This window comes from Acidicapsa dinghuensis (genome assembly GCF_025685685.1).
GTDB classification, from domain to species: Bacteria; Acidobacteriota; Terriglobia; order Terriglobales; family Acidobacteriaceae; genus Acidicapsa; species Acidicapsa dinghuensis.
Genome location: NZ_JAGSYH010000005.1, coordinates 435,069 through 453,583 on the forward strand (window position 1 = coordinate 435,069; position 18,515 = coordinate 453,583).

The window sequence follows — 18,515 nt, forward strand, 5'->3', positions numbered from 1 at the left end:
CAACAATGGAGTTAACTATGTCTCGCTGTTTTACATCCCTGTTTTCCGCATTGCTGTTCTGCCTTTCGCCTGCCTCGGCTCTCCACGCGCAGTCCGCTGCGCTGGTGCCTGTGCGGAAATATGCCATGCCCTCGTCGATTGAGGGAAAATTCGACCACCTTGGGATCGATGTTCACGGTCATCGCCTGTTTGCGGCGGCAGAGGCTGCACACCAGGTATTGGTCTTCGACCTCGATACCGGTAAATATCTCCGCTCCATCGACGGAATTCCTATTCCACATGCCATCTTCGTCCGGCAGGATCTTGACCGTATTTACATTACCGACGGAGGAGATGGTGCTGTCCGCATCTATGACGGCCGCACCTATCGTCTGCTGAAGAAGATTCCTCTCAAGGTCGATGCAGATTCCATCGGTTACGACCCGCAAACCAAATATCTCTACATCGACAATGGCGGCGGAGATGCGCATGAGACCTACTCCATGCTGAGCATCATCGATACAACCGCAGGAACCAAAGTCGCCGATATCAAAATCGACGGCGACACGCTCGAGGCCATGACTCTGGAGGCTGGATCTGAACGCATGTTCGTAAACGACGCGGCGGAAAACAAGGTGGTAGTGCTCAACCGCAGAACCTCGCAGATTGAGGCCACGTGGCCTGTGACCCTCGGCAAACGCAACGTTGCCATGGCGCTCGATCAAGCGCACAATCGGCTCTTTGTCGCCTGCCGCGACGGCAAGCTGGTAATTTTCGACACCCAATCCGGGAAGGAATTGCAAGTGCTCCCTATTGGTGGCGGCGTCGACGACGCTGTCTTCGATCCGGCTACTGAGCGAGTTTACGTTCAATGCGGCAAAGACGGATCGACATGGATCTATCAGGAAAAAGGAACGAATCAGTTCACCCGCATCGGCCACATCTCCGAAGGCACAAACGCCAAAAATTCTTTGCTCGCACCACAGATGAACCGCTATTACGTCATTATTCCGCCAACTTCCGGTCGTGGATTCATTGATGCATTCTCAATCACTCGTTGAATGGAATTCCGGTGCTCTGACCATATCCTGAGCATTAAGACGCGGGCTTCAATCCAACGATCTCACAAGACATCAATCAGCGCCTCATCGCCAATGCTCAAACGGGTCCTTCTTGAGTAGATTCGGACGATCTATGAGATCGAAATTCTTTGATGCTGGAATGACTGAATTCCCTTCCTGATCTCTTTGAAGTGCTGGCAATCAAAATGCCGCTGCACTTTAGCCTCGTTGTCTTTGTAATGCACTAAAAACTGTTCTCCGACAATTAATCGCTCCGTTGATCTGCCCAAGGTTTCGCGCTGTATTCTTATTCTTTGGTGGTGGGTCGAGTCTTCTGCGAACTGCTCTCTGGAATTCGCTGCTAACAGGGAAATATACAGAGAAAATCTTGCAATTCAGCCTCTTGTATTCCCGCAGGTGCGTCCGCAAGTAGCGGACGATGCCGGGCGCGCACCAGATCCCGCAATAGTGTAGTCCCACGCCTCTTTTATGCTGCCAATTGGTTTGGAAGGATAAACGTTTTTCTGTTACCGGGGAAATTACCGGGAACCCCACTTCAAATCTGCCTGCACTCACACATGAGCGGAACTCAACCCAAATTAAATCGTCATTGAAGTAACTCGAGAGTCAGTAGTTCAACTATGACCTAGCTGTTCGCACGCCCGGATTTGAGCCACTCGTCTTGAAAAGTGTTCAAGTTCAAATTACCGAGGCGAGCCGGCTGAAGATCCATTTGGCGGAAAACTATCATTTCAACTGGTATAGGATTCTCGAGACCGGTCACTTCGGGAAGCCTTCGTTGTTGATGGCTCCATCGCAGAAGATTTCTTCACTGGACCTGTTGACTCCCGGACAACAAGCGTTGGTTCCACGATTATTTCGCTTCGCGAACTTTCCGCACTGTGCAAGCGGTCAAGCAAGGCTTGGGTTGCGATCCTACCAATCTCTCCCAACGGTTGATGAATGGTTGTCAGACGCGGCATAACGAAGGCGGCCGCCTTGATGTCGTCAAAACCAATCACCGAAACATCGCCAGGAACTCGCATCTTGATGTCCTGGAGCGCTCGGATGGCTCCTATCGCTGAAATGTCATTGAAAGCAACTAGAGCAGTGAAGGGCTGTCGGGTTGCCTGCAATTGCTGCACGACCGGATAGCCGAGTTCAGGGGAAGAAGTATCGCGGTCGAGCCTAACTACCATTTCCGGCTTGATTTCCAAATCCATTTTCGCGGCGACTTCAACAAGGCTTTTCCAGCGCACATCCGAGTCAGAGCTAAACAGCTGTCCGTGCATAAAAGCTATTTGCCGATGCCCCAGGGAATACAGGTGAGTCAAAGCCAGCTCTGCCGCGCGACGGTGGTTGAGCACGACGTTGGTTACACCATCGATAGGACGATGGCCTGCGACCGCGACTACGGGTACGGAGGTCGCATGCTTGATCGCCGTATCAATCGCTATAATCCCCTGTGCACCGCGGCCTACCAGCATTCGCGTATAGTCTTCAATCAAGTCCTGACGGTGCCTGTGATGAGCGGTGAAATAAAAGTATCCCGCATTGATGAGTTGGTCACCAATACCACTCATCACTTCGTTGTGGTACCCGTCGCCAAGTTCGGGGACCAATATTCCAATGGTGTGAGTTCGTTGGCTGCGAAAAGATCTAGCAAGCAGGTTCGGCTCATAATTTAGCTGCTTGGCCGCTGCTTTAATGCGCTCTCGGGTAGCTTGGGGGATAGAGCGACCTGGCACATTGTTGAGGACGACCGAAACCGTGGCCGGATTTAGACCAAGGTGTGCCGCCAGCTCTTTCAGATTTACCCTTCTGCGGGCTTCCGACTTTGCGACGGTTTTTTTTTGCTTACCCTTGGGGTCGTCTCTCATGGACCGATATGGCGCATCCTATCTCGACTTCTTATTATTGGCTTTCACACAAGAAAAATCTCCATCCAGGATTTCCGGACATGGATACAGTTATTGTGACTTTGCTTTAACTCCTGGTCCTCCGTCGTTCGCCTTAGGATTGCCTGATGACGCGATCTTTATTGAGTAAAGGGATGTGCGCGCCAGAATAAACAATGTTTGCCCGTCCTTACCACCAAAAATAAGATCAATAGGCCGTTCAGGTACTTGGATAGTACCAAGGCTCTCGCCTCGTGCGTTGTAGACAAAGATCTGCCCGGCTGCGATATAGACGTTTCCAGCCGCATCGGTAGCCACACTTTCACCGCCGCGCTCAGCAAATAACTTCATGCCGTTGATGGTTCCAGACGCATCGACACTCGCGGAATACGTCTTCTCCTGTGATTCATCCGATACGTAGAAGCGCTTTCCGGGAATGACCTTGCCAAGCCCAAAGGCACGCAGTACATCCGCCATCTTCGTTCCGTAATAGAGTTGCCCCTCAACAAAGTCTTGTCCCGCAGGAATGATTGTGGTTCCGTCGGGAGAGATGAATTGAGATGGCTTGGCCACGGGCACAGCCTGCGTGAAATCATTCTCGTTGCGCCAATGATCTACTGGAAGAACAAAATCAGCACCTGTGTGAATCACGGAAGGAACGGGCTTCATGACAGTCAATTTGCGTTCCGGAGAATCGGGGCGAACGCTATAGACGGTCCCACTGCCGCTATAGCAAATCACCATGAGATTGCCTGCGCGATCGAATGCCAGATTTACTGGATCGATGGGATGATCGAGAATCGTTTCAAGCTCCCGATTCTGTGGCGACCATCGATATATCCGTTGCCAGTGAGAGTCGACAAAATAGAGGCGCCCCGCACTGTCGACGGCAGCTCCGGAGATATTGAAGAACCCTCCAGTCAACCTTTCAACTTTTGCGCCTGGGGCTATCGAAGCCGCCTGCTTCACGGATTCAGCGACCACATTCTTGCCAGAGACGGTTAGCGAACCGATCTCTCGCTGGCGAAGCTCAATCTTGTTTGTCTGATCGTAGACTGAATTATCGAATGAGGCCTTGCAGTCGCTGTAGACATGGAGATTCCGGAAGCGAATGTTTCGCGAGGCCGCTATGCGGATCGCGTAGGGGAAGGGCTGATAAGTGCTGACAACGCGGTAGGAATGGTAGTTGGCGATCAGGATGTTGTTTGAGTTGTCGATTTCAAGAGGCAACGCAAATGGGCCTTCCCCTCGCTCCTCTTCCGTCTGCAAGGCAAATATCTCCCAGTTAGATACGTGATCGAGTTTCACTTCGGTGCGCACATGATGCTCGCTCGACAACTCATAGACGTGACCTTCGGTTGTGGTGTTCGAAATATAGAGTCCGGCCTGGGCAAACGTATCCGGCGTCCAGATATTGGCGAAGGTTCCGCCGCCTCCATTGGTCACCCAGAGGCTTGGATATTGCCCATCCCATCTTCGGTTGATCTCCGGATCGGCGGTGTGTGTGTTGTTATAGGGATTGCTTCGCGTTCCGTCTGCATTGTTGGTACCATGGCCGCCGAGAAAACGAACATCATCGACCAAGGAACCTTCTCCCGCCTGCCACAACGCGCCTATGGCAAGGTTGTTCTGGCCGCCCGTAAAGAGCCCAATACCGGTAACGATATTGCGGCCACCAAGGGGGGCTTCGAGGAGTGCTTTTGGCTCACCAATACCTTGAAATTTGGGGGAAGCCTCCGCAAGATCGAATTGGGTCGCGCTGGGATGTAATCCGATCAGGACAGTGTCAGGTTTGAGATGGATCGTGTCGCTAACAAGATATCGGCCCATCGGTATGTAGATTGTCGAATGCTGATCAATGGCCCTTTGAATGGCCTCCGTGTCGTCGGTAACACCATCGCCTTTCGCACCCAGCGTGCGCAGGTTAACCCAGGAATTGGGAGACGGCAGAGCTTGGATTGCGGGCCCCTCGCGTGATGGAGTTGCTGTTAGTGCCGCGGTCTTAAATAAGGTGGTGATCTTTCCGTTGAGACCAATCTCCGGGACGATCAGTCCGTGCGAAAATTCCTCGACGTGGTATGTCTTCGAAGGTCCATCGACTTGTTTACCGGTCTCGCGAAAAGAAGCGAAATGAGGCACGTCTATGCACACAATTCCTTGGAGGTTGATCTCAGTGCGTGCATTGTTCTCGTTGCTAATCGTGAGCGCGGAACCGGAGATGTCTTCAAAGCGCGCATCCTTGATCCACAGTTCGTCGGCGTATCCGGGATCAATCGCCACCACCTGCGGCTCGTTTTTGAACTCATCTCGGATCATGGTGAGGCCAGCTTCGTGTTCTTTGATCGCTGCTTCGCGCTGATCTTCGAAGGTCGAGTCTAAGAGCGTGAACTGCCACCCTGGAGAGGGCTTGCGCGTTATGATGCCGTAGCGGCCGCCATAGAAATGCAGATCTTCTGCCTCGTTGCCTACATCATGCAAAGCTGCCAGGCCAGAGCCGATGTGAAAGTCCATGTGCGCAAGGTAGCAATGCTGGGCCACATGAAAACGGATGCCAACAGCTGCGGGGTTGCCGTCGTCAATTTCAAAATCGACATTGCTCATCGCGGAATAGAATGTACCTGGATTTGCGTCCACAATTGGCGCCGTCGGTGGCACCGTCCCAGGAAACGGCGCACTTGCGCTGGAGTTCGTATTGCGACGGGCTGACGGAGCAGTTCCAGGGCGCCGGCGATCGTGACCAGGCCGTCCTCCCGTGAAGAAAACCATGTAGCCCATACCCTCACTGAATCCTGGCGTGTTCCTGCCCAGATAGAGCACCGGCCGTGTCGCACCGTATCCGATTACCCGCACTCCTGGCCATACGTAGATAGTTTTACTAATGCGATAGCGGACCGAAGGAAGGAAGACGATTCCCTCCCCCGAAGTCTCTTGTACCTGATCGATCGCCTGCTGAATAGCGGCGCTATCATCCGCAACACCATCTCCGACGATGGAAAACTTGTCGGGAGTAAGATAGACGGCTTTCTCATCCTGGAGACGAGTCGGATAGAACGATGACGACCCCAGCGCGGGCAACGCGGAGACCAGAACAAGCCAGCTGGTTGCAGCTCCCAGGTTTTTGTAGAACTTCCCAACGGAGCCATATTTAAAGGACAGCGCAATCGATATGGATTTCATTTTTCTACCAGACGAAGGTTCCCACAGAACCGGATTTAAGCGTTGAAGTTATGCTCTTGCCATGAAAACTGATGTCGAACATTCGATCGACATTACCGGGATTTGCGACGATCAGGACGATTTTGTTTGTTGGAGTTTTGAAAGCAACGTTGGGCAAGGATTCTGATGTGTTGGATTGGATTCTCACTGAACCGGGAGGTACAAACTTCGATGCATGCGCGATGGTGTAGTACGCGATATTACGGGTGACCCGATTCCCATCGAGCGTAATGGCGCCCTCGCACACTGGGCATCCTCCATTGTTAGTGTGAGGACCAAACTGCGGATCTGCCGCGAGGTTCCAAAGCAAGACGTTACGGCTCCAGTTGCGCGTTGCTCCAACAAGAACGCGGCTCAACGCAGAGGCTATATCCAGCTTCGGGTCTTCGTTGTTATCCACTACCATCTGTTCCGTGAAGTAGAGGTTCTTATCCGGATGCGCGTCGTGAACCTGAGTCATCGCATCAATTTTGCCTTCATACAGATGAAAGCCCGAGCCATCGACAAATTGTGCAGCGTGAGCATCGTTCAAGATCGTCAGCGGATATTCAGGAACATCGCAGTTGTGATCGTACAAGATGATTTTGGTTTTGAGGCCAGCCTTGCGAAAGGCGGGACCCAGATCTTCTCGAATGAAACGGTCTTGATCTGTCGCCTGCATGACCATACTCGGCGTGTTCTTGCCGTTGAGCGGTTCATTCTGGACGGTGATTGCATCTATGGTTATCCCTTCAGCCTTCATCGCTGAGATGTACTTCACAAAGTAATGGGCGTAGGTCGCGTAGTACTCCGGTTTGAGATTGCCATCTTTCGGATTGTCGTTACTCTTCATCCAGGACGGCGCTGTCCAGGGCGACCCTAGAATCTTCATTCCAGGATTGATCGCCAGGATTTCTTTCAGAACAGGGATAACATCGTCGCGATCCGGACCGAGATTGAATTTGGACAAATTCGGGTCCGTTTTGCTCTCGGGCAGATCGTCATATGTAAAAACATGGTCGTTCATGTCGGACGATCCGATACTGACGCGCAGATAACTCACACCTATTTCGCCCTTGCCTCGCCCGAAGAGCTCCTTGAGGAGCGCGGAGCGGCTTGGCGCATCCATGCGCATCATCAGTTGCGCGCTCCCCCCAGTAAGCGCGAATCCGAAGCCATCCATCGATTGGTAAGTTTGCTTATCGTCTACGTCGATGACAGGGTTCTTCTGATTGCCCTTCTGGAAGTGAAGCGAGTTCGGCTGATGAGCTAACAAGCTCGATCGGTCAGCGGTAGTCAACCACAGTTCAGCTCTTCCCTTGTCTTGTGCAACCAACACGAGGGGCGATACGCTGATGCAAACAAGCAGCGCAAAATGTATGGTCTTCAATTTCATAAACACCTGGAGTGATTCCATATGTAACGCGATCGAATCTTCAATCAGCATTAGGCACACCCAGGGATTCTTCTGTCAAGTTTATTTAGTAACTTTGACCTTTAAACAAACGATTGTCTTTCTATATTGCTTAAACCTTCTACTAGACTTCACTTACTTCTGGTTCAGATGAGTGGCTGGAGCCGAGGAAACCACTCCTGCGCCCTCCCGAATGGAGTAGAAGCGGTCTACGGATAGATTGGTCAATGTTTCCGTCTTGCCATCGGGCCAGAGAACTTCAGCTTTTTCTACACCCTCATGCTTGCCCAAACCGAAATGGATGCGAAGGTCATTTTGAGAGAGGTAGCTTCCGCCGCTGATGACTTCACCCAGCTGCACCAGGTCGCCAGCCATTACTCGCACTCGTGCGTTGAGTGCCAGACGATCGCACTGCACGCCTTCCAATTGGAAGCTGATCCAGTGGTTGTGTGGTCCATCCTCTGGACGAAGAATCATGGGCTGACCAACTAAATTCTCTATGACTGCTTCAAGGTGGCCGTCGTTGAAGAGATCTCCTATTGCCATTCCGCGACTCACTTGCGGCGCCTGGATAGCCGACCCGACTTGCTTACTGATGTTCTTGAATGTCCCATCGCGCTGGTTCTCGAACAGCAGTTTTGGCTCACGATATTTCGCGTCTTTATGAGCACTGTCTACCTGGGGATAGACGTGCCCATTCACAACGAAATAATCCAGCCAGCCGTCGTTATCGAAGTCCACAAAAGCATCGCCCCAACCCACATATCCTTTGGTTCCTCTTGCAATGCCTGACGCCAGTGAAGCGTCGATAAAGTTCATATCGCCTTCATTGCGATAGAGGGCCGCATATTCATTGTCGAAATGTGAGATCAGCAGAGACATGCGCCCCGAATGGAGATAGTCTCCGATTGCGATGCCCATATTGGCCTGTTCGAGACCATCTTCGTTAGCCGCGACGCCGGACGCAAGTCCCACATCGTTGAATTTGCCAGAACCTTCGTTGCGATAGAGGTAGTTTGCCTCACCATCGTTAGTCACAAACAGATCGAGTTTTCCATCGTTGTCGAAGTCGCTCCAGACTGCACTAAGACCAACACGGTCCTCCGGATCGTCAACACCTGTCTGCCGCGAGACGTCGGTAAAAGTTCCATCGTGGTTGTTGCGATAGAGACTGTCGGAGGAACCTTTCAGACCGCGCGGGCCACATTGCACATCAACGCCGAGATATTTGCACGTCTTCGCAGATCCGAATGCCGGAAGATCTTTGAGATCGAAGTTGACGTAGTGGGAAACGAATAGATCGGCCCAGCCATCGCCGTCATAATCTCCAAACGCTGCGCCTGTGGCCCACAAATGATCGCCACCCAGGCCCGCGCTCCTCGTCGCATCGGTGAATGTGCCATCGCCATTGTTGCGATAGAGGACTATCCCACCAAAACAAGTGACCAGCAGATCGGGCCAGCCGTCGTTGTTGTAATCTCCCACTACTGCGCCCATCGCCCAGCACGGACTCGCGACTCCAGCTTTGTCTGTCACGTCAGTAAAGGTACCGTCATGATTATTGTGGTATAGGGCGCTGCGAGCCTTTTGCCCATGAAGTGCCATCTCAACGCTCTGCGCGTTTGTAAAGTAAATATCGAGCCAGCCGTCGCGGTCGTAGTCTATCAATGCAACTCCGCCGCTCATGGACTCCACAATAAACTTCTGCTCTGGGCTTGAAAGGTGATCGAAGTGAATACCCGTCGAGGCCGTAATGTCCACAAGATTCGGATATTTAGTGCTAGTTGCACTCTCTTGTTTTCCGACCGAAGGAGTCACCTTGGGCTGCTGTGCAGGAGACTGTTGATTGACATCCTGTGCGAGCCCCATAGAAAAGCTGATAGCGCCCAAAACAGCGGCAGTCCTGCTAATAGCAATTAGTCTTCGGGCTGAAATCAGAGCACGGCAGAACATCGCGACTCCGTGGCGAAACTATCGTGGTCACTATTTCTCAACGGGATCATCGGCCTGCATTTGTTGCGGCTGAATCTGCATTTCCTTGTAGATAGCGCGCAGCTTCTCTTTCATTGCCTTGTACTTCTTGTAGAGGACAATCTCACGCTTCGCATCTTCAGTCCGTCCAGCCCCTCGATACAGCATGCCAAGACGGTAATGCGCCGTCGCATTGGTGGGGTCCAATTGGATGGTCTGTTCCAATAATGCAGTGGCCTTTGCATTTTGATTCATGTCAATGAGCAGTTTCGCCAGCCCTAGCTTGGCATCAGAATCAGATGGCTGCAGCTCGACGGCCTTCGAATACTCCTGAAAAGCCTTGGCAGTATCGCCTCTCTGTGCGTCGATCTCGCCCAGTCGCGATTCAGACTTTTCGTCCATGGGATTGACTTCAAGAGCTGTGCGGTACTCCTGCTCAGCCTCTTTCTTTGCAGAGACGTCATCGGAAGCATTCAGCAGCTCGGCCAATTCGTAGTGAACGCCGGGCAGATGTGAATCAATGGCAATCGCCTTACGATAATTCGAGATGGCTCCAGCATTATTGCCCAGTCTGGTTTCTTCGTGCGCCATCACCTGATGCATTTGCGCTGAATCGGGCGCAATCAAGGAGAGATTTAACATCGACTCTCCTGCTAAATCGGCATAGGTGCGATAGGCGGCGTATTGCACTTCCGGATTTTCCGGATCTGATTTTTGCAACTGACCGATGATATTCACTGCCTGGTCGAGATCGCCGGTTTGGGTGTAGATGCCAATCAATTCGAGGCCGGCCTGGCTTTTGAACTTCTTGTCTTCAAGAAGCGGGAACGATGCTTTCAGGTCCTCGCGCGCATGCGGAAAGTCGGCGGTGTGCTCCTCGGCAATCCCCAAAAGTGCCTGGATTCGCGATAAGTTCGGTTGGAGCTGAACGGCCGCATGAAGTTGCGGTACCGCGTCTTTATATTCGCCGCGAAAAAATAATAGAACTCCGAGATTCGCGCGAGCCTCCACATTGTTTGGCTCAAGGGCAACGACCTTTTGCAGTTCCGGGATCGCGAGCTCTGGTCTGTGCTCACGGAGGTATTGCTGCGCAGCTTGCGCATGCGACTGAACTTCAGTTTGAGAGCTGGGCTGCTGGATTGTCTGAGAGGTAACAGTTGAAGTCGAAGTCTGGGAGATGGTAGGAAGTAACTGTATCGGCAGCACGATCAGCATTACCAATACAGCCTTGTGGATCATAGTAATCACAGAATAACAAAGGACGGAGATCAGGTGGAGAAATCGCGAGGAGGATGCCGTGTTCCTCCCATCCTCCTCGCGTCAGTAGTTCTCTGCGGTCAGAACGATATACGGCCGTAGAGTTGCAGAGCTCTGCCACCCACTGTCGTGCCCGTAATCTGTGCAGACTCACCCTGGCCTATGGCGTTGTTGCCTGGCTGGCCAAAGCTGGGGTGATTCAAGGCATTGGAAGCATCCGCCCGGATCTGGAATTTGACTCCGCGTTCCGGCAATAGATCGAAAGTCTTGCCAAGCGAGAAGCTTACGTTCGAGAGTCCAGGACCGTAAACGATGTTCCGGATGAAATTGCCGTATGTGTATGGCGCAGGGACTGCAAGAGCGGAAAGGTTGTACCACTCATTAAGACTGCGACCGCCTGGCACGGCATGTACGTCACCGACCAGGTTCGCATACTGGGTATAACTTCCGGACTGATTGTTCGATGAATTGTTATTCCCAGTCGTAATCGTGATAGGGTTTCCGCCCTGAACTACAAAGGTACCCGCAATCTGCCACCCGCCGAGCACTTCATCGGCGACCAGGTTCTTATTCAAGAACATCGCTCCCCTGCCGAACGGCAGCTTATAAATCGCTTGTCCCTTAAACATGTTCCTGATGTCAAAGTTGGAGTTGCTGTAGTTCTCGGAGGTAGCAAACGCATTTTGATAATTCTGCCAGCCACCGCGGCTGCCCCAGCCGGAAGAATCCTGATCGTCGAGGAAGTGAGACCACGTGTAGTTCACATTGAACTGCAGTCCATAGCTCATCCGTTTGGTGATTTGAGCCTGCAACGAGTTGTAGTTGGAAACGGCGTTGTTTGGGCTTCCACTGATCTGCTGGAAGTTCGGGTACGGCACATTCCCAGCGTCATTCGGCCCGAGTTGGCTTTGAGGAACTTGATTAATGTCTACTGGGAAGTTCAAATTCGTGCCGTGGTTGCCAACGTATGCGATCTCAGCGACGAAGTCCCTGGCAAACTCCCTCTGCACCGCCAAAGACCACTGATAATTTGTCGGAACGGGAGTGTGATATTGATCGTAGTTCACGCCCTGTCCGTTATAGGCATCCGGAGTGGTCGGCGCGGTGAGATAGAGAGAGCTGACGCTCCCTAAGTTGTATGCTCCGACACCACAACCTGGGTCGGCGTTATCCGGCGTGCTGCCGTCTGAGTCGAGTTGTACGAACGGGCAAATACCGTTGGTTACATCGTTCCCGTAGTTGCCGCGGCTGCCAAAGGCGCCCCCCAGCGAGCCGCCGGCATAGGTGTCCGCACTCCACGTGGACGCATAAATACCGAAGCCACCGCGAAGAACCGTATTCTGGCTGGGCTGCCAGCTGAAACCTACGCGCGGCAGAAAGATGGCATACTTCGGGGCTTCCAAAGTGTGACGACCATTCGCATGGCTAAAGCCGTACCACATCGCACCAGGTGTGTTGTTTGCGGGGTTAACTACAGTGGGGTCGAAGGTCGCCTCATTGCCACGCACCTCAGACCAGCCGGTTTCGATTTCATAACGCAGACCGAGATTGATGGTCAAGTTCGGGCGCATCTTCCAATCATCCTGGGCAAAGACCTGTGGAGTCTTCCATCTTCCTCCGTATTCCGGAGTCACGGATGCACTCCAGGTTTGGGTCTGCCCGAGTAGAAAGTCTGCGTAGGAAAAACCATCATAGGCGTTGGTATTGCCACCACCTGCCGAGGTGTAAGTCCCGCCATAATTCACGCTGGCGGAGTTGATATTTCCCCAGGCTGTAGAGTCAGCCCGATTGATCAGGAACTCGCCTCCGAAATGCAGAACGTGCTTGCCTTTGATAAGCGTCACAACATCAGAGGGATCAAAAACCATTTCTTTATAGACCGCATTGGTGGAACCACCGGGCCCATAGAAATTGTTGATGCTTATGTTTGGAAAGTTGTCGGCCTTGGCAAAAGCGACTCCCAACTTCGACGGCCAGTTCTGGTTAAGCGTCGCCGGTACAAAGAAATTCAACTGGTCCGTGAAGCCTAAACGCGCTTCATTCGTGAGATGAGAGCTAAAGGTCCACACGTCTGAAACCTGCGCGTTGTCGCGGCTCACATCCGCGCTCTGGCAATCGATGGGGCAAAATCCCTCGCCGTATCCGTATCCAGGGTTATCGCTCTCTGTCTCAGAAATAGTGACCCGGTTGGAGCCGGTGACATCATAGTCGAGACGACCAAAAAACTTGGTGAAGGGATTCGTGCTCGGTGTTTGGTAGGCGTAGTTGTTCTGATAATATCCCTCGCTCGCGTTTCCATTTGTAACCAGCTGTCCAGGAAAGTTCGGCGCAGGCATGATCTTTTGAATAGCCAAAGCCGCGGGGCTCAGCATATTTGTGGGGATTTTGTTATACGCCTGGCTTCCGTTTCCATATTCAGAGGCGAAGCTCTGGCGGATCACGCAAGGGCATGTGACCGTGATGGCTCCATTTGTATAGGCGGGACCTGTGTATGTGTGGCTGCCCGTCGCCTGGATGGTCTGCGTAGTTGGATCATAGAGAAGAGGAAGACCTTCCGCACTGAAATCTCCTGCTTGCATTGCGGCTGTCGGCACGGTTAAGAAGCCGGTGCTTGAACCGCCATTGTCAATGGTTTTGTCATAGTCGAAATAGAAGAACATCTTGTGCTTCCATATCGGACCTCCGACCGCCACACCAAAGTTGTTGTAGTGAATAACAGGAACTGTAAAGGGCGCGCCGAAATTGTATGTGGCGGCATTCAATGCATTGTTCTGGAAGTAGTCATAGCCGGCACCATGAAACGCATCGGTGCCACTCTTGGTGATCTGGTTGTAGACGATGTCGCCTACGCCGTATTGAGCTGAGAAGCCAGTGCTACTGACTTTGACTTCCGCGGTGGTTTCAAAGACTGTAACGTCCGCGTTTTGACTCATTGGCAGCGTGGTGGTTGCTCCATCCGCCAACACGCTCTCGAAAGGAAGATTGCCATTGATCGATGCAATCTGACCCGGGTTCACAGAACTCGATGAATTCTCTGGCGCACCGGAAGCACCGGGTAGCAAGACAACGAAGTTCTCCCAATCCGCTCCGCCAACCTGTGGCAGTTCCGCCATGGTCGATGCTTCAAGAGTACCTTCTTGCGCACCAGATTCGGTCGTCAGCAGCGGAAGATCCTCTCGCACCACGACCTGCTGTTCTGCTGCGCCCACCGTGAGTTGTGCGTTCACGGTATTGATTCCGACACCCAGAGTAATGGGGCCGCGTACAAAGTCCTTGAACCCTTGCCGGCTGAAAGTGACGACATAATGGTCGGGCACGATCGAACCTGTGTCATACAATCCGGCACCATCGGTGAGATACGTAGTGGTGATGTCCTTGTCTACATCGTGCACCGTGACCGTTACCCCAGGAACTACTGCGCCCGATTGATCCGTGGTCGTTCCGCGAAGATCACCGGAGTTCGTATTCTGGGCAATACACATCCCACTTTCCAAACTCAAAAAGAGGGCCAATATCCATCGCACCTTGTATCTCATTGAAAGCCTCCAAAAATTACAGAACCACCGCATGCATCTCCGCAAAAGAGCAGGCACGGGAGCCTGCCCAGTCAATTTCAACAGCCAGTTGCCTTATAAAAGGCAATCGTTTGTCTTGGTCAAAGAAAACTACCGGGTACATGCGCGAACGGATTACATCACGACTTTGTAATGATTGTCAACAAAGTTGCCGCTTCCCGTTTCGTGCCGCAAAGCAGCCTCGTTCATTCAGAAAAACTGCTGAGTCGTTAGGCTTTAGAGCGCGGTGATGGTTGCGCCGCCTAGCTTCTTTAGTAAAGCGATTGTTCTAGCTATGAATCACTCATCCAGCATTTACAAGTGGTCTTAATTCGAGATTGAACACATGCTCAATAGCCGCAGTCGCCGAGACATCCTTGTAGAGGGATCCCTCTTTCATGACAACGTGCAGATTCTTCTCGCGGACGACCAGATCAAGATCTGCGAGTGGATCGCCGTCTACCAAAAGGAGATCCGCAATGTAGCCTTCCTTCACTTGGCCGAGTTCGTTGCCCATCCCCATCACCTGGCCACCAATCCGTGTGCCGCATTGAAGAGCTTCGCTCGGTGAGAAGCCGAGCAGGTCGACAAAGTGCTTGAGGTCGCGGGCATTGTCACCTTGCGGTGACTGGGCAAATCCATAGTCGCCTCCGATGAGGATACGCACCCCTCGCTTGCGCAGCTCGGTGTAGACCGCGGCTGTGGAATCGATTACGCGCTGCATCTGCCGGCCGCATTCAGAATCGCGATGGAAACCAAACTGCTCCCCTTCATACAGGGTGCTGTAGATGATTCCAATAGCCGGCCCGACAAAGATGCGATCCTTCACAGACTCCAGCATGTCGATCGCCTCTTCGTCGGCAGACTCGCAGTGATAGATTACGTCGACTCCACAGCGAACCGCTCGCTTGACAGATTCGGCCGCGCGCGCGTGACAGTTGACCTTCTTGCCAAAATCACGCGCGACATTGACGGCCATTTGCACCTCTTCTTCCCGCATCACCGTAAGTCCGCCATGTGCAGCCGGGCTGAGATCGTCGCCTGAGATGTTGACTTTGATGTTGTCTACGCCTTCCCGGCAACACAGGCGCACAGCCTTCTTGATTTCTTCGACGCCGTCGGCGATCAAGCCGAAGCTCTCGTAGTACATATGTGCTTTGCGCTCGTCGCCCAACCCGCCGGTCACAGTGATCTCAGGGCTCGCGGCTCGAATGCGCGGCCCAGGAAACTGACCCGCGTTAACGGCATTCCGAATGACCACGTCCAAACGCAACTTGGACGTAGCTGCGCTATAAGCGCTGGTAAAACCATGATCGAGCAGCGTCTTGGCGTTGCGCGCTGTGAGAAGCATGTGTTCTTCGGGAGGGATATTGCCCAGGTCGGAATCATTGACCGCTCCACCGAAAGAAATGTGGGCGTGTCCTTCTACCAGCCCCGGCATCAGAGTCCTGCCAAGAGCCTCGATCACGTGTGCCCCGCTTGTAGGAAGTTGATGAGGTGCTGAGGCAATCGTTTTAATTCGAGATCCCTCGACAAGCACGTCAGCGGGAAACGCAGTAGAGCCACTGCCATCCCAAACGCTGGCGCCGCGGAATAGAACTGGCTTTGTCATGTCTATCTCCTTGCAAGCTGAAACCTATTCACTCAAGTACGACTGATCGGCGACATAGGCGCCGATTCGAGCCGCGAGACCCGGCGAGATTCGAGAAATCACCATGCCGTAGATTGCGGACAGTACAAGGATCATCAGAGCAATCCATGGGAATACATTGAAAGGCCACGGTTGCCCTGGCTGGATTAATCCCCAGAGTGGCAAAATCATGATCGACGCTCCCACCACCGGCAGCAGAATATGACGAAAGATATTGAGTTCACTGCGCCGATGGCGGAAGACATAGATCGGCAAGGCGAGATTCGTAAGCATATAGGTAAGAATGATCGGGATGCCACCAAGCGTACCAGCGAATCCGAAATATTCCATGGGCGCAACGCCGCCGAGCAAGCCAAAGCCGAGCACAAGTGAAACTGCGATCAGAAGGAACACCCACATCGCACTATGCGGCGTTTGATGTTGGGGGTGAATTTTCCCAAGAAATTCAGGGAGCAGGCCTTCACGGCCCGAGTTGAATAGAATGCGCGCCTGGGAATTAACCAGACCAATCAGCGAGCCAAGAATGCTGGTGACGCCTGCAATATACGCAAGCACGAGCAGTCTGGGCGCCGCAGCCTTGAGACCGTCAATAAATGGCAGTTGTGAGCCTCCCAGTGCATGCGCGTCCATTTTGAAACCGGCGGCGGTTGCATAGGCTAGGAAGATATAGAAGATGCCGATAGCAAGCGTCCCAGTGAGTAGAGCACGGGGAATATTGCGGCGTGGATTCTCAGTCTCTTCTGCAAGCGAAGCGGAATTTTCCCATCCAATGAAGAGATACACGGCCAGCGGAAATCCTGTTCCCAAACCTGCGAGCCCGCCTACCAGGTTGGAGTACTGGAAGGGCGCAACCGTGAGAAATCTCGGATGGGCAAGCATCATGAGAATGCTCCCGATAACCAGCAGACCGGCTTCGAAATAGAAGAATACTCCTGACCAGAATGTCGAGAGTGCAACGCCCCTCATAACCAGCCAACCGGTTGCGAAAGAAATCAGTACTGTAACGAAGCTCCAGTGAATCGAGAAACCAAGGAACATTTTGATTGTTTCCGCAATCCAGACACCGGCGACTGAGACGACGGTAGAAGCAGAGACGATATAGCCGAAGATAAGAAAGACGGAAACCCCAGCGCCGACCGAAGGTCCGAACGCCTTGCCGGTGAAGGTTACGAAGGATCCAGTAGATGGGGTGAAGCGAGAAAATTCCGCAATCGTGTTAGTCAGAAACAAGATCACAACCATGGCGGTGACAATCGTAAGCGGAGCCGCAAGCCCTGCTCCCCGCACAATCACGGCAAAGCCAAAAAAGAAACTCATCGCCGGCGCGATGGTGGCGAGAGTGGACACCACGATGTGGCTCGGAGAGAGCGTATTTTGCCGGAGCCGCATCTCTTCGCCCACCTTCGCGTTGATTTCCGCTTCCCTCGCCAACATAGTGTTCCCCGCGATTGGCGTTTACGCAGCGCCCGATTCGAGACACGGCACGACGCTCAATTCGTCCGCGACAGTATTGCGGAGTATCCCCAGGCCTTCGATTTCAACTTCACAAACGTCACCATGCTTCATGAACAACGGTGGCTTCCGCGCCATGCCAACGCCGGCGGGCGTACCGCTCACGATGATATCGCCTGGCGAAAGTGTGATCACCTCGCTCAGGATAGAAATCAGTTGTGCCACGCTAAATACCATGTCATTCGTCGAAGCATCCTGAACAATCGCGCCATTGAGACGGGTTTGAATACGTAGTCCTTTTCCACCTGATGGAATCTCATCCGCGGTAATGAAGTAAGGACCAAAGGCTCCGGTGCCATCGAAGTTTTTGCCTATAGTCCATTGAGGTGATTTCTTTTGATAATCGCGTACTGATACATCGTTGAAGATTGAGTAGCCGGCGACATGGTCAAGTGCTCGGCTCTCGGCGATATGCCTGCCCGCTGTACCAATGATTGCGACCATTTCACCTTCGTAGTCGAGTTGGGTAGAGACGGCCGGGCGGGTGATGCTGGCCCCGGACCCAATCAGGCTTGAAGCGAAGCGAGTAAATATGGTCGGGTAATCCGGCACTGTGAATCCGCTTTCGAGCGAATGATCGATGTAGTTCAATCCCACACAGATGATCTTTCCTAGATTCGGAAGAGGCGGCAAAAGCTCGACCTTCTCCAGATCGATCAATGGGCCGTTTTCCAGTACAACCTGTGCCGCTTCCAAAGCGCCAGAGCCATTCTGAATGAGAGTGCGAAGCGAACCGGGATAGTCCGCCTCTGCACTCAACATGCCATGGAATGCTCCCTCTGAATTGGCGAGAGCCACTCCCTCTTGTCCGCCGTTCCGAAATGCCGCAAATCGCACGAAGACTGCCTTTCACGAGCTTTTGTGATCATCGAAATCCAGCAGCCTTTCTCGCGGGACTTGTTCCATTCAAGATCACGCAGTGATGTATATTTGTCAACGAATAATATATTTTCTCTTGCGAAATAGTTTTCTATGGTACGTTTGTCTGGATATACACGGTCAAGGGTGGCATGAGGGGATGAA

General features: G+C 52.7%; 10 protein-coding genes. 1 reads left to right on the forward strand and 9 read right to left on the reverse strand.

Annotation, left to right across the window (positions count from 1 at the left end; all coding sequences use genetic code 11):
• Positions 1-17 precede the first annotated feature (17 nt).
• On the forward strand, positions 18-1,040 hold the full coding sequence (locus tag OHL22_RS16625) for a YncE family protein (RefSeq protein ID WP_263339775.1): 1,023 nt from the start codon (positions 18-20) through the stop codon (positions 1,038-1,040).
• A gap of 752 nt (positions 1,041-1,792) precedes the next feature.
• Here the strand turns inward: OHL22_RS16625 and OHL22_RS16630 are convergent.
• The 9 genes from OHL22_RS16630 to OHL22_RS16670 all read right to left on the reverse strand — a co-directional run bounded on the left by OHL22_RS16630 (position 1,793) and on the right by OHL22_RS16670 (position 18,188).
• The gene (locus OHL22_RS16630) at positions 1,793-2,920 is read right to left on the reverse strand and encodes a LacI family DNA-binding transcriptional regulator (protein ID WP_263339778.1); all 1,128 of its coding nucleotides are present in this window, start codon (positions 2,918-2,920) and stop codon (positions 1,793-1,795) included.
• A 90-nt stretch (positions 2,921-3,010) separates the two neighbouring features.
• Entirely contained in the window at positions 3,011-6,115 is a 3,105-nt protein-coding gene (locus OHL22_RS16635; protein WP_263339781.1) for a glycosyl hydrolase family 28-related protein, read from the reverse strand.
• Between the two features lie 4 nt (positions 6,116-6,119).
• On the reverse strand, positions 6,120-7,433 hold the full coding sequence (locus OHL22_RS16640; RefSeq protein WP_263339784.1) for a glycoside hydrolase family 30 protein: 1,314 nt from the start codon (positions 7,431-7,433) through the stop codon (positions 6,120-6,122).
• Positions 7,434-7,682: 249 nt separating this feature from the next.
• Entirely contained in the window at positions 7,683-9,416 is a 1,734-nt protein-coding gene (locus OHL22_RS16645) for a CRTAC1 family protein (RefSeq protein ID WP_263339787.1), read from the reverse strand.
• A 114-nt stretch (positions 9,417-9,530) separates the two neighbouring features.
• Positions 9,531-10,757 (reverse strand): tetratricopeptide repeat protein, encoded by a 1,227-nt coding sequence (locus tag OHL22_RS16650; protein WP_263339789.1) that lies wholly within the window; start codon positions 10,755-10,757, stop codon positions 9,531-9,533.
• Positions 10,758-10,855: 98 nt separating this feature from the next.
• On the reverse strand, positions 10,856-14,257 hold the full coding sequence (locus tag OHL22_RS16655; protein ID WP_263339792.1) for a carboxypeptidase regulatory-like domain-containing protein: 3,402 nt from the start codon (positions 14,255-14,257) through the stop codon (positions 10,856-10,858).
• A gap of 376 nt (positions 14,258-14,633) precedes the next feature.
• A complete protein-coding gene (locus OHL22_RS16660) occupies positions 14,634-15,941 on the reverse strand; it encodes a metal-dependent hydrolase family protein (RefSeq protein WP_263339795.1) in 1,308 nt (435 codons plus the stop codon).
• Positions 15,942-15,965: 24 nt separating this feature from the next.
• Positions 15,966-17,414 carry an APC family permease gene (locus OHL22_RS16665; protein WP_263339797.1) on the reverse strand — a complete coding sequence of 483 codons (1,449 nt, stop codon included), beginning with the start codon at positions 17,412-17,414 and terminating at the stop codon, positions 15,966-15,968.
• A 21-nt stretch (positions 17,415-17,435) separates the two neighbouring features.
• Positions 17,436-18,188: a fumarylacetoacetate hydrolase family protein gene (locus tag OHL22_RS16670; RefSeq protein ID WP_263339799.1), complete on the reverse strand. Its 753-nt coding sequence runs from the start codon at positions 18,186-18,188 to the stop codon at positions 17,436-17,438.
• Positions 18,189-18,515 lie beyond the last annotated feature (327 nt).